Origin of the sequence: Salinivibrio proteolyticus (genome assembly GCF_001996165.1) — a bacterium.
Taxonomy (GTDB): Bacteria; Pseudomonadota; Gammaproteobacteria; order Enterobacterales; family Vibrionaceae; genus Salinivibrio; species Salinivibrio proteolyticus.
Genome location: NZ_MUFP01000003.1, coordinates 79163 through 105236 on the forward strand (window position 1 = coordinate 79163; position 26074 = coordinate 105236).

The 26074-nt window shown below is 50.5% G+C and carries 21 protein-coding genes; 15 read left to right on the forward strand and 6 right to left on the reverse strand.

Annotated elements, in window-relative coordinates; genetic code table 11:
- The first annotated feature begins 42 nt into the window (after positions 1-42).
- The 7 genes from BZJ19_RS02675 (at position 43) to BZJ19_RS02705 (ending at position 8879) form a co-directional block, all read left to right on the forward strand.
- Positions 43-3015, forward strand: coding sequence for a TonB-dependent receptor (locus tag BZJ19_RS02675; RefSeq protein ID WP_077674532.1), 2973 nt, complete (start codon positions 43-45; stop codon positions 3013-3015).
- A gap of 93 nt (positions 3016-3108) precedes the next feature.
- On the forward strand, positions 3109-3837 hold the full coding sequence (locus BZJ19_RS02680; protein WP_077674533.1) for a Slam-dependent surface lipoprotein: 729 nt from the start codon (positions 3109-3111) through the stop codon (positions 3835-3837).
- Positions 3838-3896: 59 nt separating this feature from the next.
- Entirely contained in the window at positions 3897-5351 is a 1455-nt protein-coding gene (locus tag BZJ19_RS02685) for a surface lipoprotein assembly modifier (protein ID WP_077674534.1), read from the forward strand.
- Between the two features lie 86 nt (positions 5352-5437).
- The gene (exbB, locus tag BZJ19_RS02690; RefSeq protein ID WP_201249166.1) at positions 5438-6274 is read left to right on the forward strand and encodes a tonB-system energizer ExbB; all 837 of its coding nucleotides are present in this window, start codon (positions 5438-5440) and stop codon (positions 6272-6274) included.
- Positions 6275-6278: 4 nt separating this feature from the next.
- A complete protein-coding gene (locus BZJ19_RS02695) occupies positions 6279-6710 on the forward strand; it encodes a biopolymer transporter ExbD (protein ID WP_077674535.1) in 432 nt (143 codons plus the stop codon).
- Positions 6707-7582, forward strand: a complete 876-nt coding sequence (locus BZJ19_RS02700) for an energy transducer TonB (RefSeq protein ID WP_077674536.1) — start codon at positions 6707-6709, stop codon at positions 7580-7582. The genes BZJ19_RS02695 and BZJ19_RS02700 overlap by 4 nt, the downstream gene beginning before the upstream one ends.
- Before the next feature lie 193 nt (positions 7583-7775).
- Positions 7776-8879 carry a glycerophosphodiester phosphodiesterase gene (locus BZJ19_RS02705; RefSeq protein ID WP_235608130.1) on the forward strand — a complete coding sequence of 368 codons (1104 nt, stop codon included), beginning with the start codon at positions 7776-7778 and terminating at the stop codon, positions 8877-8879.
- A gap of 99 nt (positions 8880-8978) precedes the next feature.
- On the opposite strand, the gene BZJ19_RS02710 is transcribed toward BZJ19_RS02705, so the two are convergent.
- Entirely contained in the window at positions 8979-10295 is a 1317-nt protein-coding gene (locus tag BZJ19_RS02710) for an MATE family efflux transporter (protein WP_077674537.1), read from the reverse strand.
- Positions 10296-11074: 779 nt separating this feature from the next.
- Between BZJ19_RS02710 and BZJ19_RS02715 the strand changes: the two genes are divergently transcribed.
- The 5 genes from BZJ19_RS02715 to BZJ19_RS02735 are packed head-to-tail and all read left to right on the forward strand — an operon-like array spanning position 11075 to position 16766.
- Entirely contained in the window at positions 11075-12100 is a 1026-nt protein-coding gene (locus tag BZJ19_RS02715) for an ABC transporter permease (protein ID WP_069588953.1), read from the forward strand.
- A gap of 1 nt (position 12101) precedes the next feature.
- Complete coding sequence (locus BZJ19_RS02720) at positions 12102-13145, forward strand: ABC transporter permease (RefSeq protein ID WP_069588952.1); 1044 nt, start codon at positions 12102-12104, stop codon at positions 13143-13145.
- Positions 13146-13191: 46 nt separating this feature from the next.
- Positions 13192-15018 carry an extracellular solute-binding protein gene (locus tag BZJ19_RS02725; RefSeq protein ID WP_077674538.1) on the forward strand — a complete coding sequence of 609 codons (1827 nt, stop codon included), beginning with the start codon at positions 13192-13194 and terminating at the stop codon, positions 15016-15018.
- 8 nt (positions 15019-15026) lie between these two features.
- Complete coding sequence (locus BZJ19_RS02730; RefSeq protein ID WP_069588948.1) at positions 15027-15893, forward strand: ABC transporter ATP-binding protein; 867 nt, start codon at positions 15027-15029, stop codon at positions 15891-15893.
- Positions 15894-15908: 15 nt separating this feature from the next.
- Complete coding sequence (locus BZJ19_RS02735) at positions 15909-16766, forward strand: ABC transporter ATP-binding protein (protein ID WP_077674539.1); 858 nt, start codon at positions 15909-15911, stop codon at positions 16764-16766.
- Between the two features lie 144 nt (positions 16767-16910).
- On the opposite strand, the gene dcm is transcribed toward BZJ19_RS02735, so the two are convergent.
- The 3 genes from dcm to BZJ19_RS02750 form a co-directional block, all read right to left on the reverse strand.
- A complete protein-coding gene (dcm, locus tag BZJ19_RS02740) occupies positions 16911-18623 on the reverse strand; it encodes a DNA (cytosine-5-)-methyltransferase (protein WP_069588946.1) in 1713 nt (570 codons plus the stop codon).
- Positions 18624-18744: 121 nt separating this feature from the next.
- Positions 18745-19965: a type II restriction endonuclease gene (locus BZJ19_RS02745; protein ID WP_069588944.1), complete on the reverse strand. Its 1221-nt coding sequence runs from the start codon at positions 19963-19965 to the stop codon at positions 18745-18747.
- 428 nt (positions 19966-20393) lie between these two features.
- Complete coding sequence (locus BZJ19_RS02750; RefSeq protein WP_069588942.1) at positions 20394-21257, reverse strand: YicC/YloC family endoribonuclease; 864 nt, start codon at positions 21255-21257, stop codon at positions 20394-20396.
- Between the two features lie 159 nt (positions 21258-21416).
- Here BZJ19_RS02750 and rph point away from each other — a divergent pair, with 159 nt between their 5' ends.
- Positions 21417-22136 carry a ribonuclease PH gene (gene rph, locus BZJ19_RS02755; protein WP_069589051.1) on the forward strand — a complete coding sequence of 240 codons (720 nt, stop codon included), beginning with the start codon at positions 21417-21419 and terminating at the stop codon, positions 22134-22136.
- A gap of 102 nt (positions 22137-22238) precedes the next feature.
- Positions 22239-22880, forward strand: a complete 642-nt coding sequence (gene pyrE / locus BZJ19_RS02760; RefSeq protein ID WP_069590903.1) for an orotate phosphoribosyltransferase — start codon at positions 22239-22241, stop codon at positions 22878-22880.
- A 43-nt stretch (positions 22881-22923) separates the two neighbouring features.
- Here pyrE and slmA read toward each other — a convergent pair whose 3' ends face one another.
- Positions 22924-23514 carry a nucleoid occlusion factor SlmA gene (gene slmA, locus BZJ19_RS02765; RefSeq protein ID WP_069590901.1) on the reverse strand — a complete coding sequence of 197 codons (591 nt, stop codon included), beginning with the start codon at positions 23512-23514 and terminating at the stop codon, positions 22924-22926.
- A gap of 180 nt (positions 23515-23694) precedes the next feature.
- A complete protein-coding gene (gene coaBC / locus BZJ19_RS02770; RefSeq protein WP_069590911.1) occupies positions 23695-24939 on the reverse strand; it encodes a bifunctional phosphopantothenoylcysteine decarboxylase/phosphopantothenate--cysteine ligase CoaBC in 1245 nt (414 codons plus the stop codon).
- Positions 24940-25206: 267 nt separating this feature from the next.
- Between coaBC and radC the strand changes: the two genes are divergently transcribed.
- Positions 25207-25890, forward strand: coding sequence for a RadC family protein (gene radC, locus BZJ19_RS02775; RefSeq protein WP_077455068.1), 684 nt, complete (start codon positions 25207-25209; stop codon positions 25888-25890).
- The last annotated feature ends 184 nt before the right edge of the window (positions 25891-26074 follow it).

Sequence of the window (26074 nt, forward strand, 5' to 3'; positions counted from 1 at the left end):
TCGGTGTATCGGTTAGTTAATTCACTTAAGTGGAGCCGTATTGTGAAACTGCAGTCATCGATATTGTGTCTATCGTTAACCTTGGGCATGCCTTTTTATTCCCCCGTTTATGCCCAAACAGACACGGTAAACACCTACCAAATCCCTGCCGGAGAGCTTGACGCAGTACTAAAAGCCTTTGCGCTGGCATCGGGTATCGAATTTCATCTGGATGCGCGTTTGTCCGAAGGTTTTTACAGTGCGGGGCTCGACGGACAGTTTACTCCAGAGCAAGGCCTCAATACCCTGCTGGCCAGTACGGGGTTGTCGGCACATCGACAAGCCGATGGCAGCTATCAAATTACCGACAGCACAGAGTCGCTGACGCTCGATACCCTAGATGTGTCGTTTTCGGAAGGGGATATTAGCCGCGATGAAGCGGGTAAATATGCTGTTTACGATGACAACCGGTCAACGGTGTACGCGGGCAAAAAAGAGGTTGAGCGATATAAAGGTAAAGATGCGGCTGATCTCTTTAAAGGTATGCCCAATGTGTACAGTGGAGATGCGCGCAACGGCGGAGGCATTGACCCAAACATTCGAGGTGTTCAAGGGCCGGGTCGTGTGCCTGTCCTCATTGATGGCACAGAGCAAGGGCTGACTGTCTGGCGTGGATATCGTGGTGTCTCGAATCGCAGCTACATTGATCCCAACTTAATTGGTGGTGTGCAGGTCATCAAAGGCCCCAATACTGTGGCGAATGTCAAAACATCCACAGGCGGTGCGGTGGTCGTCAATACCCTCTCAGCGCAAGATATTTTGCTGCCGGGAAAAGACTTTGGCGGTGAGTTCTTGATTGAAGGAAGCAACAATGCGGTTGCGCCCACGTTAGGGACCTTATACACAGGGCAAGATTATCGCGAGGTCGACGGGTTTCCGTCCACGCCCCAATACCCTTACGCCGATCCTTCGCTGTGGCAGCCGATGAGCCACAACAAAAACAACAATCCTTTCTCCGGGGATGACTACGCTTACCGTCTTGCGCTGGCAAAACGAGACGAAAGCATGGAATGGTTGGCTGCTTACGCTTATCGCTATAAAGGCAATTATTATGGGGGCAAACATGATAGTGGTTTTTATAAAAGCGGCGATTCGAAAGAAGCCTATATGACCAAGGTCGACCCAGAGACCTTGGCGCTGCGCCATCTGCCGGGCGCGGAAATTCCTAACACGTCCAGCGAAACCGAATCTGTGTTGCTGAAAAGCACATTCCTTTTCGAGGGCGCGCAGCAATTGAGCCTTGGCGCGCGCTACACCGATGCCGAGTATGGTGAAATCATGGCAAGTCGCTCTGGTGACTTAATCGATGGCAATAAAATGGCGCAATGGCCACTTAGCCGCGTGCGTGCCCAAGCTTACAACCTTGATTATCACTGGTCGCCAAAGGACCCTTGGATTGATTTAACGGCCAAGTTGTGGACCACCTACACCGTCAGCGATACTAATACCCGAGGTGGGTTTCCTAACTATGCCAATAACCATGACCTGTTACCGGGCTACAGCAMCCTGTTGCGCAATACTGCTGCGTCTAATGCAAAAGATAGCCGTATTGGCCTGAATATCAGCAATACCATGGCGTTCAGTGACACCTTATCTATGACTGCCGCAGGACGATACCAATACCGAGAACAACGTTCTGATGATACTTATGATGCGAACAAAGCCGATGGTTGGGTGCACTTTCCACAAGAAGGGACCTATCAAGAATTTGATGCCAGCTTACAAGCCACTTGGCAGCCACATACCCAATGGACGCTCAACGCTGGTGTGAAGTTTCAAGGCTTTGATGTCAAAGATGACTTCCTTGCAGCGCGCCAAGCCGAAGGGGGCGATACCCTGTTCACGCAGCAGGCTGTCTCGCCGGGGCTTGAAGCCAGCTATAAAGTGCGCGTATTCCTGAGTGAGGCTGAAATTCAGGCGATACTGGACAGTTATCGTAGAATGCTGGAGGATTTTGGGTTCCCTGAGAGCCAGATCTTGGCTGATCTTGCTGAAGAAAAAGCCAAGCTGCGCGAAGAAGGTGAAATTGAAGAGCGCACACAAGCTTGGTTACATGATGGAAACGGTAAATATAGCCGTGCGCAAAATCCCTGTGACCCCGCTAATGGACTATTACCAGACAACTACATTGAAGGGACGTGTCGTGCGACCAATCAATTGAATACCAAAGTGAACATGCGTCCCAAAACACACGATCACGGGCAGGGCTGGTCACCGTTTGCCTCCRTGGCATTTTCTCCTACGCCGCAAGACCGTATTTACTACCGCTACAGCCAAATGTTGCGCTTTCCAAGCCTCTTTGAAAGCACGCTTAGCTTTTCCGCGTTAAATAATGCGTATACCAGCCTCAAACCCGAAGCAACGGTGAATCACGAGTTAGGCTACATTCATCATTTTACTCACGGTGATCTGAAACTGGCTTACTTTCACCACCTCACTGAAAACGTGATCGAGCGAGATGACATGCTGCGCTTTAGCAATATTGATTCGCAGACGCTGGCAGGATTGGAGCTGCAAGCGAACTACGATGATGGTGATTGGTTTGCCGATTTAAATGGCGCTTACATGCTCACCAATAAAGTCTGTGATGAGAGCTCCGTCGTCACACGTTATCGCCCCGACGAGCCAGAATATTACCGCAATTGTCTGTTTGGCGGTTTTCCAGGTGGATATTTAGAATCGCAAGTCCCCCCAGCGTGGTCGACGTCACTGCAACTGGGCCATCGCTTTTTCAATCGTCAGTTAGAAGCTGGGATCAAAGGCGCGTACCTTGCTAAAGCCAAGTCAGATGAGGTGGTCCAGCGCGACGATACCTTAACGTTTGATGCATTTGCCAATTATCAGTTATCACGCCACATCGCGCTTGAAGTCGTAGGGACCAATTTAACCGATGTCTACCACATTGACCCACTGGTGCGTTCCAGTGTACCGGCGCCAGGGCGCACTATTAAATTGATGCTAAAAGCAAAATTTTAACGACGCGGTTACGGGTTTGCCTGAACTAAACGGTAAAGAGGATGAAGCAAATAATTTGCTGGACGTYGAAATCATTTACCTAGGAGTCACATTATGCCTTACAAAACCGTCGTGATAGCACTAAGTGCCATTTTAACTACCACATCTGCTTTGGCTGATATTGTTGGCACACAAAGCGATGACGCCAACATTGAAGTCGGCACATCCAATGTGCCTTTTGGCCCCCATACAATGGGTAAGGCGGGGATTGGTAATGACAACCGTATTTCCTCGACATTTAAGGTGGACTTTGAAGGGTTGACCCGTGCCAGCAGTACCCAAAAGCAAGGCGACATTTACACCAATGGCACATCACATTCCGGGGATGCGGGAGTGTTTAACTTTGCGAAGGCCGGTGCGGGCGACGTGTGGTTTGGTGAATGGTCGCAAGACTTTGCCGGTAATGGTCAAGATCGCAGTGTGTATTATGTGGGCGATAACACCCAAACGAGTCTGCCCACATCGGGCACGGCATCTTATGCAGTGACTGGCTTGAACCGCTTTACTGGCAATAATGCGTTGACTGGTGAGTTTAACGCAGACTTTTCCGCTAAAACCGTTCGCGGCACCATCAGTAATGCTGCGATGAAACTAAGCATTGATGCAGGTATTGATGCGAAAACTGCGGCGTTTGAGGGTAAAGCGGTTGCTTTACATGGAGGTCAASGGGTTAAAGGTGCTACACAAGGCCATTTCTTTGGTGCAGACGCCGCAGCCCTTGCTGGGATTGCAACCTTTGCCGACCGCGATCTAAATACCGCCTTTGGTGGCACCAAAAAATAGCGTTTATTTTTTTATGATGCAGAGGCGATGTGCCTCTGCTTTTTATTTGCGGGTGTTGCATGCGGTTTTATTTACTCGTCGGCGTTATTAGCTTGATGATCACGCCCACGTTGGTATTCAGTAGCCAATCCGAAACAGACCTTCGTATTGAACAGCGTCAGAGACAACAACAAAAACAATCGGAAGACAAAGCGCTGGCAGAGGCCGATTTAGCACTGCCCAGCACACCATCATGGCATGTTCCTTTGGAAACATTGGATGTGAATGCATTGGGAAGAGCGCTCTACCAAGCGATACAGCAACACGCTTGGGATAGGGTGGCTGAAGGACTGCCTTACTATCAAACATTACCCGGCCACGATGCGATGTTAATCCTTTATGCCAAGGGGGGCTTAGCCCGACAGGCAGGAAACCTCGCCCAAGCCGTGCATTTCTATCAAGCTCTACTTGAGCTTAAGCCTGATTTTTTACTGGCGCAGTTATCATTAGCGCGCGTGTTATTTGAAGATTACCAAAGCCGAGAGGCCAAACAGTACTTTGAGGCTATCGCGACAAGCATTGCTGGTATGCCTCACGCAGCTGGTGTTCAGCGAACCGTCTCGGCCTATTTACAAGCACTGTCTTTGCGTCAGTCATGGCAAGGCTCGTTGGCGATTGGGCCTGAGTATCACACCAATATCAATAAAACGTCTCACAGTGAAACCTGTTTGCTATCGGTGGCTACAGGGTGTGCTTACGTACGAAAAACGCCGGACGCGATTGCCAGTTATGGCTGGGGAGCCACGCTCTCGGCAGCAAAAACATGGGCTGTATCTGGTCATCATCATGGCTTTATCCGTGGTATGGCATATGGTGTGGATTACGATAAAAACGATACCTATAACCAGTGGGACACCCAGTGGTTGATTGGATATCGGTATCAAAATGCGGCGAATCAACTCTCAATAGGCCCCTTATTGGAAGGCACTTGGCAAGGAGGCTCTTGGATCTCCCATAGCTTTGGCGTCAACCTTGACTACTTACGTATCCTTACTCCTGCATCGACGTTTAAGGGAACGGTTGTCAGCAAAGATATCCGTTATCAAGGCGCACAGCTGAAGGCGCTGTCGGGGCAGGAAACCTATTTGTCTGCAACATGGTTCTCTCAGCTTCATCCCAACTGGTTAGCTTTTATCGGTGCAAACTACACGGATAGCCAAAGTGAGGATACTGTCTTTGACTGGCGCAGCCTAGGAGGACGAGTCGGGGTGAGTTTTCAGCCGACGCCCGAACTCGATGGTCTGTTTAGTTATGCTTATCAAGATCGTAACTATCGAGAATACAACGCCATGTTGGGGAACAAGCGGCATGATATTCAACATACGCTGGTATTGAGTTTGCGCCTGCCTACGCTAACTGTGGCGGGTTTTTCTCCGGTGATCACCGGCCAGTATCATCAAACACGAAGCAATGTTGATTGGCTCTACAGCCATGATTACACGCGTATCCAAGTCCAGTTTGAAAAACAATTTTAAAAATTTTTACGGGTTTTCGTTATTCGTTCGGTATAGCGGGTAGATAACCGATATGGCGTATTAGGCATGGATAATAAGGACTCAAAATGAAGCGATATTGGATAGGACTGGGACTGTGGCTCTTGGTCATCATGGGGCATGTGCAGGCGAGTGAATCCACGGTACCTGCGGAGATCGGGTCAGTGGTGACCGCTTCAGGCTCGCAGACCACCCATTTGTCCGTTGATGCACTGTCTCCGCTCGGTATGTATCAGGCTGCGGATCCTATCGTCAAAGCGGTCATGCTGATATTGCTGGCGGCTTCAGGCGTGACATGGGCTGTGCTCGTCACTAAGCAGTGGCAACTCGGTCGTGCGCGTCGCCGCTTAGCGCCACTGGTGTCACTTTGCGCTCACGCTGAAAGCTTTGCGGCGGCCAAAGCGGCGGCATCGTCTCACCAGGGCACTGGGCTGGCGTTTCTCAGTGCGGCGCAAACCGAGCTTACCCTATCCGAACAAGTAGATGCAGTGAGTCAAGGCGTTAAAGAGCGGGTACAAGCACGGTTGGAGCGGGTACAGGTGGCACAGGCTAGCATGATGAATCGTGGCACAGGGGTGCTGGCATCGATCGGGTCCGTGGCTCCCTTTGTGGGGCTGTTTGGTACCGTGTGGGGGATCATGAATGCGTTTATTGGCATTGCGCATACGCAAACGACCAATTTAGCCGTGGTGGCTCCCGGGATTGCTGAAGCCCTGCTGGCAACGGCTCTTGGCTTGGTTGCGGCGATCCCAGCTGTGATTGTTTACAACTATTTTACCCGTGCATTGGCTGCGTATCGTGCTCAAATGGGGGATTTAGCGGTGGCTATTTTGGTGCTGGTGAGCCGTGATCTCGACAGTGAGCGCAATGCGCAAACTGAACTTGCGTGGCGACAGGCAGGGTAGAGAGATGAGCTTTCAATTTTCCTCGTCAGACCATGAACTACAAGAAAACCATGAGATCAATGTGACACCCTTTATTGATGTAATGTTGGTGTTATTGATCATTTTTATGGTTGCGGCCCCGCTTGCAACCGTCAGCGTGCCGGTGGATTTACCCTCCTCTTCAGCGAAGCCGAATGCCTCGCCCAGTCAGCCTGTGTATTTGTCTGTAGGGGCTGGACAAATGTTGCAAGTGGATGAGCATCCTGCGTTTTCCCTTAAGGAAGCCAGTCAGAAGTTGCCTCAATGGGTGGCGAACAAGCAAACCCGTTTATATTTGCGGGCCGATAAAACCTTGCCTTATCAGTCACTGTTGGAAGTGATTAATACGCTTAGTCAAGCGGGTTATCAGCAAGTCGGGCTGGTGGGTATTGCGCAGTCAGCATCGAGTTCCTCATGACGGTATTGGCTGGGTTGCCGCAAGGCTTTGAGTTAGACCGCACGCGAAAAGGCTGGTTGGTGGGGGCGCTAGTGAGCGTCAGTCTCCATTTTGGCGTGGCGATCGCGTACTTTTGGACACCAGCGCGCACGCTCGCACCGCCTCCCGCCGCGGTGCCGATTGCTATTTCTGTCATCGCACCAGAAGTGTCTGCCCCAAAGGTGGAAAAGCACGATGTGAAAGAGGGCAAACCGCAACGCGCCAGTCAGCCTGCTGATGCATCTGAGACGGTGGCGGAAAAAGTGATGCCGACGCCAAACGCGACGCCTGTGGTTGAAGATGAGAAAAATGCGCAAGTCCAAAAACAGCCGCAGTCTGTCTCACGTTCTGCCAAGAAGCCGCCTAAAGCGGTAGAGACGAAAAAGACGGTTGAGACACACAAGGTGCAAACGACTGAGCCTCGCCCTAAGCCAAAGGAAAGCTCCAAATCGTCACGTGCGTCGTCGGCCGCGCAAGAGGCGAGTGCGCCGAAACATGTTGACGCGCCAACACACAGTGAAAAAGTGACAGGCCCAGCGCAAGGACAGCTAACCATAAAGGGGAAAGTTGCCAAGTTGAATTGGCAGCGACGGGTTCACGCGCATTTGGCGCACTATAAGCGCTATCCTCGATTTGCTCGGCGACTTAAGCAGCAAGGCTCGCCTCGGGTAACCTTTACCGTCAATCGCCAAGGCGAGGTGCAATCGGTCAAACTCCAAACTTCGAGCCACTTTGAGAGTTTGGACGAAGAGGCTAAGGCGCTGGTACAGCGTGCGTCCCCGTTGCCGACGCCGCCAGATGCCTTGCCAGGGCTAACAATCACCGTCACAGTGCCGATTCGTTTTTCGCTTTGACAAAACCTCGATAGTTTTAGACGTAAACGGGCAACAACAGTCGATAGTGGCCGTTTAACCGTGTGAATACCCATATTTGTCGTGGGCGTTTGGAGTTTGCTTTCTCTTTAAATCAGGCTTTTGCTATGCTGTCTCGATAATTGAACAAGCGTTTAATTATCTCGCCAATTTCAACGACATTAAGGAGTATCCGTTGAATACAACATCAAAAGCGACCCTGAGCTTGACCGTTGCCGCACTGAGTGTGGCCAGTGCCTTATCTTTCTCTTCTTCAGTTCAAGCCAGTGACAGCGCGCTTAGCGAAAAGCTTGGCATTGCCGATCACGCCGTTATTGCCCACCGTGGTGATTCCTACAACGCCCCCGAGTCCACGCTGCCTGCGTATCAGCTCGCGTGTGAAGTGGGGGCCGATTACCTCGAGCTTGACCTGCAGCGCACCAAAGACGGCAAATTGATTGCTGTGCATGACGATAACCTCAAGCGCAATACCAATATCGAGACGGTCTACCCTGAGCGTGCCGACGATCCGGTCAATACCTTTACATGGGCAGAGCTGGAAAAACTGGATGCGGGTAGCTGGTTTAATGAATCATACCCAGAGCGCGCGCGTGAAAGCTTCCGTGGCTTGAAGCTTGTTACTTTAGATCAAGTGCGTGAAATCGCTGAAGGCTGTGCGCATCAGCCCGGTCTGTATATCGAGACCAAGGTGCCGGAGTTCTTCCCAGGCATTGAGAAAGATTTGAAAGACGATTTGACCAAGCATGGCTGGCTAGATGACGATGCCAAGGGCAAAGTGATCCTACAAACTTTTAATAAATCGAGCCTTGAAACGCTGCAAAGTGTGATGCCAACCGTGCCAAAAATCTTGCTGCTTTGGGCGGGTGATGGCTACATTCCCACCAAGGACAGTGCGCCGAAAGCAGACGATGAGTCTTACGCCCAATACTATGCGCGCCAAGAAGTGGCTTCGAAAGAAGGCTACGCAGAATGGTTGGATTATGCCAAACAGCATGGCGCGATCGGTGTGGGTCCATCCACTATCCAAACGCAGCACGATGATGCATGGTCAAGCCAGTTTAGCTACATGGAGCTTGCAGCACCTTGGATGGTAGAGATGAGCCATGAGAAAGACTTGCTGATGCATGTTTACACCGTGGWTCAAGAGGTAGACTTTGAGCGCTATCGTGACCGTGGTGTGGATGGCTTTTTCACCAACCGTCCTAACCTTGCGGTGAAAACGCTCTCTGGCGGTGAAGGCAAAGATATTCAAGCGACACTTGCCAAGCTGGGTTATTAGTCCCGTATGCGCTAAGCGCATTATGGTCACAAGCCCGCTCTGTTGTGGCGGGCTTTTTAGTGGTATCCAGTCGATGATAGCGGTGACTGTTGAGTCAGTTTAGAGGGGCTCGCGTGTCATAAGCTTAGCTATTGCGCGTCGATACATACCATAAGCCACTGCGCCAGCGAGAATATTGCCGACTATAGCGCCCACAAATAATCCATATAACTCAGCCAGTTGTGCACCCAACCATAAGCATGGCAAGAAAAATGCGAACAGACGAAGGGCGGAGATGGTCAAGGCAGTGTATGAACGGCCTAATGCATTAGTAATGGAGACCATCAACATGCACACGCCCAAAGCGCCTAAGCTAAACGGCACTAAGGTCAGGTGCCAATGCAAAATGTCAGTCACTTGCTGATCGCTGGTCATGAGTTGAGCGAGTGGATCGGCGGCAAACCAGGTCACTACAGCGATCAGCAATTGAAAGCCTAAGACAAACTGACAGGCCAGTTTCACCAAATGACGGATCTCGGTGAGATCACCTTTACCCAGTAGGCGACCCACCATAGGTGGCATCGACATGGTTAATGCAAGCACAGATACAATCGCAAAAAATTCAAAGCGAGATCCCACCGCCCATGCCGCAACTGCCGCAGGGCCAAAGCCGGCGAGTAGTTTGGTTGCCAGCATGGACGAGACGGGCGGTAGCAGCTGGCTTATCATCGCTGGCCCCATAATATGGCCGATGGATTTGACGCTTTTGGCAATGTCTAAATCGTGCCACGCCATCGAGATCCAACCTTTGCGAATAACCCGTGGCGCGACAATGACCACACCGCTACCAAAAGCGATCAGGGTTGCGACGGCGGCGCCATTTATGCCCCAATCGAGCCAGAAAATGAACACAGGATCGAGGACCAAGTTTAACAGGCTAGTGACCACCATCATGGAGCCGGGCAGCAAGGTGTTTCCGTTGGCCCGCGCAATACTGTAAAAGAAATACAGCACCGCCCCCGCCCAAGCGCTGACCAGCCAAATAATCCAATAACTATCAATCACCGGAAATACACTCTGAGGGGCATCGAGTAACATTAATATCGGGTGACGTAGCGCATACAAAAGCAGGGCGAAACCCGCGACACCGAGGGTCCCTATCAGGAGGATTAAGCCGCCGAGTTGCTTGGCGTAATTGCACTTATCCGCGCCGAGCGCGCGTGAAATGACCGCGGTCGTGGCAATACCTAACCCGACCTGAATCCCGATAATGATCATTTGAATGGGCAAGGTAAAGCCTTGCGCAGCAAGGGGAAGCACCCCAAGTTGGCCGATAAATGCACTGTCGACTAACTGAAAACTCATCAGTGACAGCACCCCGAATAGCATGGGCAGGGTGGTAGAAAACAAGCGCTTCGCGCGAGAGACAGACTCCATCAGGCACTCTTTGGGTTAATAGGGTGAAAAAAGCCGAGCATTTGCATGCTCGGCATAACCCAACCAATTGTAGAGGATTGCTGGAAATTACCAACCCTCTTCCTGTAGGGGCATTTAATGAGGAGAGACGCTTTCCATTAACGCAAATAGAGACAAGGGCTTTTGTCTTTTTGGTCAATGTGAGTGACTGTGACGCAATACATAGGTGCTTCATTTAATTTATAGTTTTGTTATTAATGTGCCTATTGGTCTAGAGCTAAATGTCGAATAGGGAAAATTTTTTAGTGAATACTACCAACTCTATGCGCTTATATCGGTTTGAATGGTTATGAAATTTAATAGTCGCAAAGCTAAGTGCTTTACAATTGGCTTGTATTGGATTTCATGCAGGCTTGGTCAAGGTTTGTTACAAGGATCTTTCTCAATAGAGCGGCGTGTTGGGTGACATGAAATATCATCCTTAGTGCATTTTATTCCAAACTTTTTCTTCTATTGACTGTGTTGTTTATTGCTTTTGATGATAACGTGATTAGAGAAATATCGCGTTATAGGTTGATTTGAGGCAGGTCGGCAGTTTTCAAAAAATCACACGGTGACAGGCTGTTATCGTTGATCGACAGGGCGAATCAAGATAAATATAGACCACTTAATTGAAGCGTGTCATACGGATAAATGTTTTTACGCCTAGGATGGCATAAAACCATTTGTGAGAAGGTAGGCCAATGTCGCCTGCCCAAGCATCAGTTAGCTGAAACATAGTTAACAGGGAGTAGTGGACTATGCTGTCGTACTTTTTACGTCGGTTGTTGTTGGTGGTGCCGACTTTTCTTGGCATTACCATTTTGATCTTTGGTATCACCCGTCTCGTGCCTGGGGGACCGGTCGAGCGGATGATGACGCAAATGCAAGCACAAGCCGATGGTGGCTCTAGCATGCAGCGAGCCGGTGACAGCTCGGCGTTGTCGGAAGACCAAATTGCCGAGTTGCGCGCCTTTTACGGGCTCGATAAACCCGTGCTAGAAGCCTATGTTGATTGGCTGGGCAAACTGGCCAACTTGGACTTGGGCGAGTCGACGCGCTATTACGAGCCGGTCACCGACATGATCGCCGAGCGTCTGCCCGTCTCGTTGTTTTACGGCGGAATGACCTTCTTTATCAGTTATTTTATTTCTCTTCCGCTCGGTTATTACAAAGCCCTCAAACACGGTTCGGTGTTTGACTCCTCTTCCTCTGTGCTGATCTTTATTGGGTTTGCCTTACCCGGCTATGTGGTGGGGGTATTGCTGATCACCTTGTTTAGCTATCACCTCGAATGGTTCCCGATGGGGGGCTTTGTTGGCGATGCCTACTACGACGCGACCAGTTTTTGGGAGCGCGCCAAAGATGTGATGTGGCATGCGGTACTGCCGCTGATTTGTTATCTGATTGGTGACTTCGCTACTTTGACCATGACGATGAAAAACAACCTGATGGAAAATTTATCTGCCGATTATATCCGCACAGCCATCGCCAAAGGATTACCGTTCCGTTCGGCGGTGCGCAAGCACGCGCTGCGCAACAGCTTAATTCCGATAGCTAGCCATTTTGGTAACTCTTTATTGTTCTTTATGACTGGCGCTTTTTTGATTGAAGTGATTTTTAATATCAACGGCATTGGCTTGCTTGGCTATGAGTCCATTATGGAGCGTGACTATCCGGTGGTGATGGGCATTGTCGCCATCAATGCGCTTTTACTACTGGCTGGCAACATTATCTCAGATATCTGTGTTGCTATGGTTGACCCTCGCGTGAAGTTTGGATCTTGATATGTTGACGTTTAGCCCTTTAACTCAAAAGAAAATCCGCAGCTTTAAGCAAATTAAACGCGGTTACTGGTCGTTTATCATCCTTGCCTTGATGCTGGTGTTATCGCTGTTCGCCGAGTTTTTCATTAACAGTAAAGCGTTAATGGTCAAATACGACGGCGAGTATTATTTCCCCGTACTGAGTGATGTGCACTTGGCGAGTGACTTTGGTCAAGTGGGCACTAGCGAAGCTAACTATCGTCAACTCGCCAAAGCCTTTACCGCGCAAGGCGGTGATAATTATGTGGTGATGCCACTGGTGCCGTGGAACCCGCTTGAACAAGACTTTAGCGGAGACTTCCCGCCGACCGCGCCAAGCGCAGCGGACAAGCACTATCTTGGCACTGATGAGATCGGACGCGATATTCTCGCCCGCCTTGTCTATGGCTTTCGTACCGCAATGGGTTTTGCATTGTTGACCATGGCCGCCTCGTATGCGATCGGCACTGCGGTAGGCTGCGCGATGGGCTTTTGGGGCGGCAAGTTTGATTTGTTTTTCCAGCGCTTTATCGAAATCTGGTCGATGGTGCCGTTTTTGTACGTGATCATGATATTGGTCTCGATTCTCCAGCCGACTTTTGCCCTGTTTGTGGGGATTAACGTACTGTTTGGTTGGATGGCGATCACTTGGTATATGCGCACCATGACCTATAAAGAGTCGGCCCGTGATTATGTGATGGCTGCTCGGGCGCTGGGGGCGTCGACCAGCCGGATCCTCTTCAGGCATATTTTACCCAACACCATGGTGATGATTGTTACCTTGGCGCCTTTTACCATTGCCCTCAATATTACCGCGCTAACGGCGTTGGATTATCTCGGCTTGGGGCTGATGCCACCGACGCCAAGCTGGGGGGAGCTGTTACAGCAAGGCAAATCGAATTTGGACGCGCCATGGATTGTTGCGTCCGTGGTGACCTCACTGGTGGTGGTATTGGTGATGGTGACCTTCATTGGTGAAGCGGTGCGCGCCGCGTTTGATCCGAAAAAATTCACCCGTTACGACTAACTTTAAACACAACGCGCAGTGTATGAATCACGATAAGGAAATCACGATGAAAAAACTGATCCTTGCGACCTCAATCTCGATGTTTAGCCTCAGCGGCTGGGCGGGGGATTTACCTGAAAACCTTAATTGGCAAACCAATTGGGATGCGCCCAAAATTGGCTCACCTGAGGCAAAGCGCGGTGGTACTCTGCGCTCACACTTAAACTCTTTTCCTCAAACTTTGCGCACGGTGGGTCCAGACTCCAACTCAGGCCTGCGTAGCTATTTTCTCGATGAAATGCCCTCATTGGTAAAACGTCATCCAGATACGCTGGAATGGATCCCTGATTTGGCCAATGAGTGGGCTTATGGTGACGATAATAAAACCATCTACTTTAAGCTGAATCCAGACGCGACCTGGTCGGACGGTGAGCCCGTCACCGCCGATGATTTTGTCTTTATGATGCAGTTTTATCGCTCCAAAGATATTGTTGCGCCTTGGTACAACGAGTACTACACCAACACCATTGGTGGGGTAGAGAAAATTGATCAACACACTATTGCGGTATCGGCCGCGGTAGAGAAAAACGATGATGAGTTGATGTATACCTTGGGTAGTTTGATCCCACGCCCAGCGCACTTTTACGCCAATCCAAGTAAAGATGAAAACCAAGATGGTATTGCTGACGACTTTGTGCGCCGCTACAACTTTAAGGCCGAGCCTACAGTGGGGCCTTATGCGTTAGGGCGGGTGCAAAAAGGCCGTAGTGTCACCTTTGAGCATGTGGATGACTGGTGGGGTTACACCAACCCGTATTATCAACATCGCTATAACGTCGACAAAATTCGCCTACGTGTGATCCGGGATAACGACATTGCCATGAAGCACTTTGAGAAGGGCAACCTGGATGTGTTCGACCTGCTATTGCCGGATGTGTGGCATGATAAAACCCAATCTGACCCTTATAAAAAAGGCTATATCACCAAGTTTTGGGGGTATAACGAGGTTCCTGTTGGCGCGGGCGGCCTGTGGCTGAACACTGCAATGCCATTGCTGGATGACATCAATGTACGCAAAGGCATCATCTATGCCACTGACTTTGATGGCATGATCAAAAAAATCACTCGAGGCGACTACTCGCGTAAGCCGCATGCAATGGGCTTTGGTCATGGTGAATACGATAACGATGGGGCGACACCGCCAGCGTTTGATCCTAAAAAAGCGATCAGCTATTTCGAAAAAGCCGGCTTTAATCAGGTGGGGCCAGACGGTATTCGTATCAACGACAAAGGCGAGCGTTTAAGCTTTGCGATCACTTATGGTTATCAACACCACACGCCGCGTATTGCTTACTTAAAAGAGCAAGCGAAGAAAGCGGGTTTGGATTTTACCATTCATCTGGTTGATGGTTCATCGGCGTTTAAATACGTGCTGGAGAAAAAGCATCAAATTGCCTTTCTCAATATGGGCACCTCAGAGATCCCTGCCTACTGGGAATATTTCCACTCAGATAATGCCAATAAAGCGCAAACCAATAACCATACCAATTACAGCGCTCCAGAGTTGGATGCGTTAATTATGGCGTACAAAACGGAGTTTGATCTGGAGAAGAAGTATCAGCTGTCGCACCAGATCCGCGCTAAGATTTCTGAGGCGAGCGTGATTGCCCCCGGTTATATGGTGCCGTATGTGCGTCAAGGTTTTTGGCGTTATGTACAAATCCCAGATAACGCGATGACCAAGCGCACCGAAAACATGGTCACCAGTGGCCGCGTGATGGGCTTTGGCACCTTCTGGATTGATGAAGAGATGAAAGAAGCCACCGAAGAAGCTATGGACGAAGGTAAAACGTTTGAGCCGGTGACCATCATTGATGACAGATACAAGCTGTAGAGGCGATTATGACGCAGGATGTCATTCTTTCGGTTAAGGATTTGACCGTTAATTTTACCACTGACGATGGCCCCCGTGAGGTACTTCACGGGGTGAGTTTTGAGGTCAAAGCCGGGCGCACGCTCGGCTTAGTGGGCGAGTCGGGCAGCGGCAAAAGTGTTACTGCGATGTCAATTATGGGCTTACTCCCTAAGCCATATGGGCAAATCACGGGCGGCGAAATCTTGTACCGCGGGACCGACTTGGTCACTCTGCCAGCCAAAGAGCGCTACGCAATGCGCGGCAATCGGATCTCGATTATCTTTCAAGACCCGATGACAGCGTTAAACCCTGTGCACACCATTGGTCGGCAAATCAATGAAGTCTTGACGCTACACCGCCCAGAGCTCGACAAAAAAGCCCGCGCGGCGTGTGCGCTCGACATGCTGGCTAAGGTGAAAATCCCGATGCCAGAAAAGCGGCTGAACGAGTATCCGCATAACCTGTCCGGCGGGATGCGTCAACGGGTAATGATCGCGATGGCACTGGCCTGCAAGCCCGATATCTTGATTTGTGATGAGCCAACCACCGCCTTGGATGTAACGGTGCAGGCCTCGATTCTGGATCTGATTAACGAGCTGCAAGAAGAAACCGGCATGGCGGTGATTTTTATCACCCATGATCTGGGAGTGGTCGCTGAGGTATGTGACGATGTGGCGGTGATGTACGATGGCCAAATTCGCGAACGGGCTGATATTTTCACACTCTTTGATCACCCAGCCCATCCGTATACCAAGCGTTTGTTGGGATTAATGCCAGGGCGTCACCATCAACCCAAGCAGATGATTGATATTCGTCCGTTGGAAGACTTTGATGCTGCGCCATCATCCACGTAGTTGCAGGAGAACGAGATGAGCAAGGAAGTCCTCAGAGTAGAAAATCTGAAGCAGTATTTTGTCTCGGGCAAAGGCCTGCTTCGTCAAGGCTACACCATTAAAGCCGTCGATGACGTATCGCTCTCGGTGTCACAAGGCGAAACGCTCGGGCTGGTGGGCGAGTCGGGGTGTGGCAAAAGTACCCTTGGCCGTACCATGCTTAAGCTGTTTGAGCCGACCGAAGGGAAAATTTTCTTTGAAGGTAAAGACATCACGCATTTATCGCCACGCCAGATGCGGCCACTGCGTAAAGACATGCAGATTGTCTTTCAAGACCCGCTCGAATCGCTAAACCAGCGCCATACCATTGGCGGGATCTTAGAAGAGCCCTTTATTATTCACAATATTGGCACCGCGAAAGAGCGTCGTCAGTGGGTACTTGAGCTATTAGACAAAGTCGGCTTGCCCCACGATGCGGTTAACCGCTATCCGCATGAGTTTTCGGGCGGTCAGCGCCAGCGGATTGGTATTGCACGGGCAATTGCCCTTAAACCGAAGCTGCTTATTTGTGACGAATCCGTCTCTGCCTTGGATGTGTCGGTGCAGGCACAGATTCTTAACTTGCTGCTGAAGTTACAGCAAGAGATGAACTTGGCGATGATTTTTATCTCCCATGACTTATCGGTGGTCCGCCATATCTCCGATAAGGTGGCAGTGATGTACTTTGGTCATGTGGTAGAAGAGGGGCCGACCGAAACCGTCTACCATCATCCCCGGCATGAGTACACCCAAAAGCTACTCTCCGCGATCCCAATCACCCACCCCAAATATCGCAAACACAAGCGCCGCGCCGAGCAACCGGTGGCCGAAAAAAAGCCTGAAGCGGTCAGTTAAGCACACGCCCCTCTGATGAGGGGCGTGGTTGTTTTTCTAACATTCGTTTTTTACTATGGTCTCGGCTTCGCGTTCGTGCCTTAGCCCACCTTTGCGGCGCCATTGGTCATTTCCTGCGGGGCGCGGCGGGCTGGTCGTGGTGGGTTAGGCGACTTTTTCGCTCTTATCGCGTTGGCAAGCTGTTTGTATTGCAGGCGCCATCAGTTTAGCTACGGCTCTAAAGACGGGTACGACTACTGAGTTACCGAATTGCTTATACGCACTGGTGTCTGCGCATACGATATTAAAATCACGATCAGTGGGGCTGCGATCATACTCGGGCTTTTCGAATCCCATTAAACGGGCGCATTCTTTGGGGGTTAAGCGTCTTGGTGTTTTGTAGCTTGCATCAAATTCTGGGGCATAGCGACCGTACTGCTCATCATAGCTTTGCTCTGCTTCTTTTATCCATGCTTTAAATTCATGTTCACGGTAGTTCGCTTTTTGTTCAGCCTGTTGCAGTGCGTACGCTTGGGCAAATTGCTCCCTTTCCATATTCTTTGCAATGGCATATTGCCGTTTGTTCGCGAGGTAATCGACCGAGAGCCCATCTTGGTTGATCAGTATTTCAGAGCCGTCTTTGTAATAACGTGCGGAAAGTGTACGTGTAATAGCTTGGGGGTCTCTTGGGTCGACAAGCCCAAAGCCAAAACCATTGCCTTTGCTTTGGTGCTTCAAGGCGTAGTGGTACAGATAGTTCCACAGATTTTCCGTCAGCGTGTAGCGTTTCTTCTCTTGGTCAGAAAGCACACACAGGATTTCCTGCACGGTATAGTGTTTTTTAGGGACAGGGATATCGTTCATATCCAGTGATTTTATCGAGGGATATTGCGCGATGAGATCGCGACGAATGCCCACCAATACGATGCGTTCCCGGTGTTGCGGTGTAAAGTGCGCGCCGTCGATGATGGTTGGATCCTGGCGGCGTTGTCTGACCGTGCGAATAGCCTCTTCGATATTACGTCCTTGATCCGAGATGTTTAGCAAGTGGTAACCTTGGCTATCAAGCGCTCGAACAATGGTGGCGAAGGTATTGCCTTTATCGTGGCTTTTTAAGTTTTTAACGTTTTCGAGTACGAAAAATTTCGGCTTTTTATAGTGGAGGATACGCTCTACATCAAAAAACAAGGTGCCTTGGGTATCGCACTGAAAACCATGTGCGCGGCCCAGGGAGTTTTTCTTAGAAACGCCGGCGAGCGAAAAGGGCTGGCAAGGAAAACCAGCCAATAATACGTCGTGATCTGGGATATGAAAGTCAATACTACGCTGAATATCTTGTGGTAAGGCTTCGGGCTCACCACTGAGTGTGACCTTTGTTATATCCATCATCCCAGTGTGACGATGTGGGTTTTCTTGTTCGTTGTTGATGAAATACGGTAACTCTTTTTCATCTACGTAGTGGTTGGCCAAGTAGGTGCGACGGGCGTTCTTATCCCACTCGCTGGTAAAAACACATTTACCACCAATGTCCTCAAAGCCTTTACGTAGCCCACCTATCCCCGCAAAGAGGTCAATAAAGGTAAATTCTGGGTTATCCCAATGCGCTGGTTTGGGGGGCAGTAGTGCTTCCCGGATCTTATCTAGGGTTTGTGGCTCGATAAGAATAGGGTTCGCTTGCGGGTCCTTATGCCAGCGGTTGAGCTTTTCGCGAAAAATACCGGTTTGTAGGCCCGTTTCCTCGCAATTTAGTTTCTGGCTGAGGTTTTTCTGATCGTAAATTTCTACCAGTAGCTTTAACAGCGCATCGGATGCTTTTTGTTGTTCTAAAATGCGCTGTTCGTCGGCCTGATCACCAAGCACGTATTCTTTTTTCAGCATGGTGGCTGTCTTCTTTGGGATTTATGAGTGAAAATTTATCACACAAAATTCCCTTTTTCTATTTTTCACTGATCATGTATACAGCCTTTTGGTGTTACATCACGATTTAATAGACAGTGTCTTAGCCTAGTTGGCGTACCTCATCTATAAAGTCGCGCAGTGTCATTAACCAAGAGGCCTGCGCTTGCGTGTATGTTTTGTGGAATGCTTCTGGGACGACGAGTTGCAGGTTCTGATCGCGCATCTGTGATGTCTGTGCTTCAGTGATGGCATGTTCCATGGTGATCAGGTGTTTTTTCGGTATGCGAGCGCCTTCGGCTAGGACCTGTCGCCAGCGATCTTTACAAGTGGTTTTCGCCCCGAGGATACGTAGCTTATCTGCAGGGAAACTGAGGTCTTGATAGGCTGCCGATCCTGGGAATAAAAAGTCTGGCTTCTGGCGCCCTTCGGTTAGCGCTCCGCGTTCAAAGGTGAGCTGGTTCGCGGTAAGAATGTGTTCGATATGGTTTTCAAACGCATGGCCGCTGCGTGATTTTCTCCGATTTTGTACGCTCAGTGAAAAGCTAACGAAGAGATCAACATCGTCACCGTGCTCTCCAAACCCTTCTTTAAGTCTTTCCCGGACGATGTGTCGCTCTAGCTGCCTGAAGGCGCTTTCTTCAAGCTCCATCCAATCGATAAGTGCTTTGTCGGGTGTTTCGACCGGGCTGACATCTTGCGCATGATCACGAGCAAACTGGGAAAATTCGCGTGTTTTAGGGAATGTATTGCCAAAGCGCTCGAGAATCTCATCAAGTAGGTCCGCTCTTGTATGTCCAATTTCAATGCCGTAACGGGCAAAAATTAGGCGAATAGGCACTGCTAAGCGGCTATCTATCTGGACTTTTTTCAAGCCGGTTTTTGCTGCATCGGTGGTTTGCGCACCAAAGATGGCGCGGATTTGTGTTTCTTGCTCACTATCGGGCGGGCAAAAGATGATAAGCAGAGTTCGCTCGTGGGTAAGCGTAATCATCATAAAGTCGCCGGGCTGAAACCTGCTAGTGATGTCGTTCGACTTATAATAAAGCCGCCACTCCGCACCTCTTTTCGGATCGGTATAACGGCTGTCATACCAAGTTACGTTATCGTCATAGATCAACGGCGAGTCGTCATCATCAAGGTAAACAAATGTAGCAGGGATAGAAAGCTGAGTTCCATCGTCGGGCATGCCTAAATGCTCACCTATACCCGCTTTGGGGAGGCCACCGATTTCGTGTTGATTTGATGCTTTGGGGTCGGCATCGACATTCGACAAATACTTAAAGGCGGCATGCGTAAACACATCAGACAACTGCTCAAACATTCTGAACTCCGGGCTCATCCCATTATTGGCTACCCACTATGTTACTAAGATCTTGTTTTGCAAGATAGCTATCTGATGGATGATTGATAGGGAGGGTCTAGTTATGGTGTTTCGGGTTCATACTTCAGAGCCAATAGCCGACACACTTGCGATCGGCTGTAGCCGGCCGCGTTGCCTATTTTGAATTTTCGGGTAAGCCTAATCGGTGTCATCTTTTTGGCTAGTAATTAACGACTTTCGGGTAATTTGAATCGCATCTTTCATTCCAGCGTCGGGGGAGTAAAATCTAGCTACTCAAAATAGCGAGAAAGTACACCCCACTGACTACACTTGACCCTCAGAATGTAAGGGTTACGTGAACAGGTTAGTTTTAGTTATAGAGTTTATGTAATCCATAATTATTGGGTATGGATTGATGTCCACGAGCATTACTCAATATTCTGGATCTGCTCGCGCATTTGTTCGATAAGCACCTTGAGCTCGACGCCGGAGGCGGTGATTTCGGTGCTGATTGATTTGGAGGCGAGGGTGTTGGCTTCGCGGTTGAACTCTTGCATCATAAAGTCCAAGCGTCGGCCGCAGGCGCCGCCTTTTTTGAGGATTTTGCGCGCCTCTGAAACGTGTGAGTCCAAGCGGTCAAGCTCTTCCGCAACGTCTACTTTTTGCGCCAGCATCACCATTTCTTGCTCGATGCGAGTTGGATCGAGCTCCACTTTGGCTTCTTCTAACCGTGTGGTTAAGCGTTCACGCTGCCATTCAATCACGGTAGGCATCTTTTCGCGCACTTTGATGACTTCAGCGCTAATCGCATCTAATCGCTGTTCAATCAGCGCCTTCATGTTGTCACCTTCGCTCGCACGCGCGGCGATAAAGGCGTCGAGTGCTTCATCAAGACCAGTCATTAGGGCGCGATGCAGCTCGTCGGTATCTTGCTCTGGGGCTTCCATTACCCCCGGCCAATTCAGGACCTGAAACGGATTGATGTTGCCTTCTCCAGCGGTTTCTTTCACCCATTTGGCGGCGTGAATTACTTGCTTGGCTAAGGCTTCGTTAATGGTGAGCTTGTCTTGATTGGCTTGCGAGGTATCAAAGCGTAAGTTGCATTCCACTTTGCCGCGCGCAAGGCGCTTGCGGAAGCGCTCACGCACGACGGGCTCAAGGCTGCGCAGTTGTTCGGGCATGCGAATGTAGGTTTCGAGATAGCGCTGGTTGACGGAACGAATTTCCCAAACGGCGTTGCCCCAATCGCCCTTGATTTCGTGTCGTGCGTAGGCGGTCATGCTGTGGATCATTGGTACCTGCTTGTGTGTGCAAAGAGTGAATGGCTTGATTATACGCATCCACCTGCAATGCGTCAGCTGTGTTGGCAAGATGTGCCGACAGGGATCGCAAGCGTGGCAAGAAACACGTATAATCGCGGGCAAATTTCATCTGCCCAAAAGGTTACTTGCATGCGTCCAAGTGGAAGAGCGCTCGACCAAATTCGTCCCGTTAGCTTTACCCGCGGTTTTACTGCCCACGCAGAAGGCTCTGTGCTGGTTTGCTTTGGCGACACAAAAGTCATTTGTAACGCCACTGTCGAAGAGGGTGTGCCACGCTTTTTAAAAGGCAAGGGCCAAGGCTGGGTGACGGCAGAATATGGTATGTTGCCACGTGCCACGCATACGCGTAACCGTCGAGAAGCGTCGACCGGTAAACAAGGTGGCCGCACGATGGAAATTCAGCGTCTGATCGCGCGCAGCCTGCGTGCAGCGGTTGATTTAACCGCGCTGGGTGAGTACACCATTACAGTCGATTGTGATGTGATTCAGGCCGACGGCGGCACGCGTACTGCATCTATCTCGGGAGCGAGCGTTGCTCTGGCTGACGCACTCAATGCCATGGTGCGTGATGGCAAACTTGCCGCGAACCCTATGAAAGGTCACGTCGCAGCGGTGTCGGTGGGTATTTATCAGCAAACGCCAATTTGCGATCTGGAATACGTCGAAGACTCCGCGGCAGACACCGACATGAATGTGGTGATGCTCGAAGATGGCCGTATGATTGAGGTACAAGGTACCGCTGAGGCAGAGCCATTTACTCCCGATGAGCTCAATGCCATGTTGGTACTGGCCAAGAAGGGCATTGATGACATTGTCGTTGCCCAAAAATCGGCGTTAGCCGACGCATAACAGATTGAATAGCTCCCACATTGGGGGCTATTTTTTTGCCCTGAGAACAGGATGGAGCCCGTGACATAACCGTCACAACCGTTTTAATAGTGAGAGGATGGAATGAAAGCCTACCAGCGCCAGTTTATTGAGTTTGCCCTTGAAAAGCAGGTTTTAAAGTTTGGTGAATTCACCCTGAAATCCGGCCGTAAGAGCCCGTATTTCTTTAATGCAGGTTTGTTTAATACCGGACGTGATTTAGCAAAATTGGGTCGTTTTTATGCCGCTGCATTAATGGATGCTGGGATTGATTACGATGTGCTATTTGGCCCTGCGTACAAGGGGATCCCGATTGCAACCACCACCGCGGTCGCGCTTGCCGATCATCATGATGTGGATACGCCTTACTGTTTTAACCGCAAAGAGGCAAAAGATCATGGCGAGGGCGGCCAGTTAGTGGGCAGTGCGCTCGAAGGTCGCGTGATGTTGGTGGATGATGTGATCACCGCTGGTACTGCTATTCGTGAATCTATGGCGCTGATCCAGGCGCAAGGTGCGCAACTTGCCGGTGTTTTGGTGGCGATTGACCGCCAAGAACGGGGCCAAGGAGAGCTGTCTGCGATTCAAGAAGTGGAGCGTGATTTTGCCTGCCGCGTTGTCTCTATCATTAGTTTAAGCGACTTAGTGACCTATCTAGAGCAAAGCGAGGCTGATCCGGCACAGCTGGCAGCGGTCAAAACCTATCAAGCAGAGTATGGTATTTAACCTTGACTGGGCGCGCCACGGCGCGCCTGATTGCTTGCATGGCTTATTGCAGCTGACTGGTGAGCAATTGCCAGTACTGTTCAAAGTTGGCGGTAGGCAGTTGTTTGAAAGATGAGCGCACATAACGGCACAAACTGCCTTCAACTTGGCCAATTAGTTGGCTCGCAAGCACCGCTTCATCGAGCGGAAAGCCTTTCCCTTCTCGTAAACGTCTTTCCCGAAGTACTTGCTTGAGCTGTGCTTCAACACGCTCAAACAATTGGTTGATGCGACCTTGTAAGCGGTCTTGCTCGAACATCAACGCATGGCCTGTCATGATACGCGTCAGCCCTGGGTTGCGCTCACCAAATCCAAGCAGCAACTGCAGAATGAGCTTAAGACGCACTAAGGTGTCTTTCTCTTCATCAATAATCAGGTTGATGCGGGACAGTAATGAGTCCTCAATAAACTCAATTAAGCCCTCAAACATGCGTGCTTTGCTGGGAAAGTGGCGATAGAGTGCGGCCTCGGAGACGCCAACTTGGGCGGCCAATTTGGCGGTCGTGATGCGCTGGCTGCCTTGCGTGGATTCCAGCATTTGCGCGAGCGCTTGGAGGATCTCTTCGCGGCGATTATTTTTTTTCGGGGCTGCCATTCATGCGATTCCTTTGTCTTTTATTCTCACGTTGGCGGGCGGTAAAGGAAGCATCAGGACGAGGTGCCACCAAGCGTGTTAGTCATGCTCTTTATCTTAGCGGTGAGGTGCCTGTATTAAAAGCAAAAAGCGTGGCCTTGGCGCACGCTTTTACACTTGATGTAACGGCGTTTTTTTACGTTACGCTTTGGTATCCGCCGCGTGATAACGGCTGGCGATATGTGTCATCACAGTGCGTGCCAAGGATGCTTTCTCTGTTAACGGTAGTGCGAGATCACCGTTCGGCCAGAAAAGGTGTAAGGCGTTGTGATCGCTATTAAATCCTTGGTCTGAAAGCGAGACATCGTTAGCACAAATCATGTCGAGCCCTTTACGTGCAAGCTTATCGCGTGCATAGGTCTCGATATCCTGTGTTTCTGCCGCAAAGCCAACGGTAAAAGGCCTTGTATCCGACAGCGCAGCTACCGAGGCGATAATGTCAGGGTTTTTCACCATGGTGACTGTCATGGCATCTTTATCGGCTTGTTTTTTCAGCTTTTGCTCGGCAACGGTTTGGGGACGATAATCCGCTACGGCCGCACAGCCGATAAAAATGTCTTGTGAGGCAATGCTGGCATGGACGGCTTCATACATTTGTTGTGCACTGGTCACATCAACACGGTGCACGCCGGTGGGCGTTGGCAGTGCGACTGGCCCACTGACTAGGGTGACCGTGGCACCCAGTGCTCGGGCGGCTTCTGCGAGCGCATAGCCCATTTTTCCCGAACTATGGTTGGAAAGATAGCGCACCGGGTCGAGTGCTTCTCGGGTTGGCCCGGCGGTGATCATGATGTGCTTGCCAACTAGAGGTGTAGGGCCGGCCCAGTGCTCACATTCTGCCACTAACGCCATCGGCTCTAGCATGCGCCCCGGGCCGACATCGCCACAGGCTTGTGCACCACTGTCGGGCCCCCAAATCAGGCAACCGCGCGCGCCCAAGGCGGCGATATTGGCTTGCGTGACAGCTGCACGATACATCTGTTGATTCATTGCAGGTGCAATCGCAATCGGCGCATCGGTGGCGAGACACACCGTGGTGAGCAGATCATTGCCCATGCCAGCATGGACGCGTGCAATTAAGTCGGCGGTCGCGGGGGCGAGCAAGACTAAATCTGCCCACTTGGCTAATTCAATGTGGCCCATCGACGCTTCAGCGGCGGGGTCAAGTAAGCTATCTGATACCGGATGACCGGAAACGGCTTGCATGGTCAGCGGGGTGATGAATTCTTTTGCTGCGCGAGTCATCACCACCTTGACCGTCGCCCCACGTTCAATAAGACGTCGAGTGAGGTCGGCACATTTATACGCGGCAATGCCGCCGCCCATACCGAGCAGTATACGTTTTCCTGCCAGCGTCTGGGCTGGCTGTTGTGAAGAACTGGCCATAATGCGTGATATCGTTGTCAGTGAATGGCGCAACCATACCATAATCCTTAGCGTAAAAATCTTGTTCAAGCGCATGAATCCTCGCACGGTGTGAGCCAGGTTGGCTGTGATATGGGCTGATGTCTGCTGAAAAGCACACGCAACGGGGAATAAAAATAGGCGACTGTAACGCAACCTTGCCATGATGCGCTTGTATCAAGGCGGCGCTCTCTTCCTACTATCGGCGTTGTCGTAGCCGACGACTGGCTCAGTAAAGGGAGAACGATCATGAGCTTAAAAACCATGCCGCAAGATTGCCGCCCACGAGAGCGTTTGCTGAGTAGAGGGGCACAGAGCTTGTCTGATGCCGAGTTACTGGCGATTTTTTTGCGAACTGGGGTGACGGGGATGAGTGCGGTCGAGCTGGCCGACTACCTATTAAATGACTTTGGCTCGTTGCGTGCGCTGATGGGTGCTGACCAAGCTGCGTTTTGTCAGCACAAAGGGCTAGGCAGCGCGAAATATGCCCAGCTTCAGGCGGTATTGGAGCTTAGCCGCCGTTATTTAAAAGAAACGTTAAGTAAAACCGATGCACTGACCAGCCCTGATCATACCCGCCGTTATTTGTCGACGTTGCTTCGAGATCGGCCCCGCGAAGCGTTTTATGTGTTATTTCTCGACAATCAACACCGTGTCATTGCCGATGAGCAACTCTTTGAGGGCACTCACAATGCGGCGAGTGTGTATCCGCGTGAAATTGTGCGCCGCGCACTCGAATTGCATGCGTCGGCGCTGATATTGGCCCACAATCACCCTTCGGGTGTGGCAGAGCCGAGTCAGGCCGATCGCCAAATCACCGAAAGAATTGTTCAAGCGTTGGGATTAGTCGACATTCGTGTGCTTGATCATCTGGTGGTTGGGGACGGAGAAGTGGTATCCTTCGCCGAACGAGGTTGGTTGTTATCCCTTTGAGGATCGCCTTTGGCGAAAAAAACGATCAAAAAGAGCGCAAAAGGATCTGCTCGGGACTTGAGCAATGTGAATTCAGTTAGTATAATGCGCCACCTTTGATAGCCTTGACCTTGAGCCTGACCTTGAATTTGCAGGACTGGCGGACAAGGTTGATATCGAGCTGAAACGATTTTGGAGAGACTTT

Bases quoted from the DNA above. Each gene is read 5' to 3' on its own strand.
- exbB (WP_201249166.1), top strand. From the start codon at position 5,438: ATGAAGCGATATTGGATAGGACTGGGACTGTGGCTCTTGGTCATCATG.
- slmA (WP_069590901.1), bottom strand. From the start codon at position 23,514: ATGGCAGCCCCGAAAAAAAATAATCGCCGCGAAGAGATCCTCCAAGCG.
- BZJ19_RS02720 (WP_069588952.1), top strand. From the start codon at position 12,102: ATGTTGACGTTTAGCCCTTTAACTCAAAAGAAAATCCGCAGCTTTAAG.
- BZJ19_RS02730 (WP_069588948.1), top strand. From the start codon at position 15,027: ATGACGCAGGATGTCATTCTTTCGGTTAAGGATTTGACCGTTAATTTT.
- BZJ19_RS02695 (WP_077674535.1), top strand. From the start codon at position 6,279: ATGAGCTTTCAATTTTCCTCGTCAGACCATGAACTACAAGAAAACCAT.
- pyrE (WP_069590903.1), top strand. From the start codon at position 22,239: ATGAAAGCCTACCAGCGCCAGTTTATTGAGTTTGCCCTTGAAAAGCAG.
- BZJ19_RS02700 (WP_077674536.1), top strand. From the start codon at position 6,707: ATGACGGTATTGGCTGGGTTGCCGCAAGGCTTTGAGTTAGACCGCACG.
- rph (WP_069589051.1), top strand. From the start codon at position 21,417: ATGCGTCCAAGTGGAAGAGCGCTCGACCAAATTCGTCCCGTTAGCTTT.
- dcm (WP_069588946.1), bottom strand. From the start codon at position 18,623: ATGCTGAAAAAAGAATACGTGCTTGGTGATCAGGCCGACGAACAGCGC.
- BZJ19_RS02685 (WP_077674534.1), top strand. From the start codon at position 3,897: ATGCGGTTTTATTTACTCGTCGGCGTTATTAGCTTGATGATCACGCCC.
- BZJ19_RS02715 (WP_069588953.1), top strand. From the start codon at position 11,075: ATGCTGTCGTACTTTTTACGTCGGTTGTTGTTGGTGGTGCCGACTTTT.
- BZJ19_RS02745 (WP_069588944.1), bottom strand. From the start codon at position 19,965: ATGTTTGAGCAGTTGTCTGATGTGTTTACGCATGCCGCCTTTAAGTAT.
- radC (WP_077455068.1), top strand. From the start codon at position 25,207: ATGAGCTTAAAAACCATGCCGCAAGATTGCCGCCCACGAGAGCGTTTG.
- BZJ19_RS02735 (WP_077674539.1), top strand. From the start codon at position 15,909: ATGAGCAAGGAAGTCCTCAGAGTAGAAAATCTGAAGCAGTATTTTGTC.
- coaBC (WP_069590911.1), bottom strand. From the start codon at position 24,939: ATGGCCAGTTCTTCACAACAGCCAGCCCAGACGCTGGCAGGAAAACGT.
- BZJ19_RS02710 (WP_077674537.1), bottom strand. From the start codon at position 10,295: ATGGAGTCTGTCTCTCGCGCGAAGCGCTTGTTTTCTACCACCCTGCCC.
- BZJ19_RS02725 (WP_077674538.1), top strand. From the start codon at position 13,192: ATGAAAAAACTGATCCTTGCGACCTCAATCTCGATGTTTAGCCTCAGC.
- BZJ19_RS02750 (WP_069588942.1), bottom strand. From the start codon at position 21,257: ATGATCCACAGCATGACCGCCTACGCACGACACGAAATCAAGGGCGAT.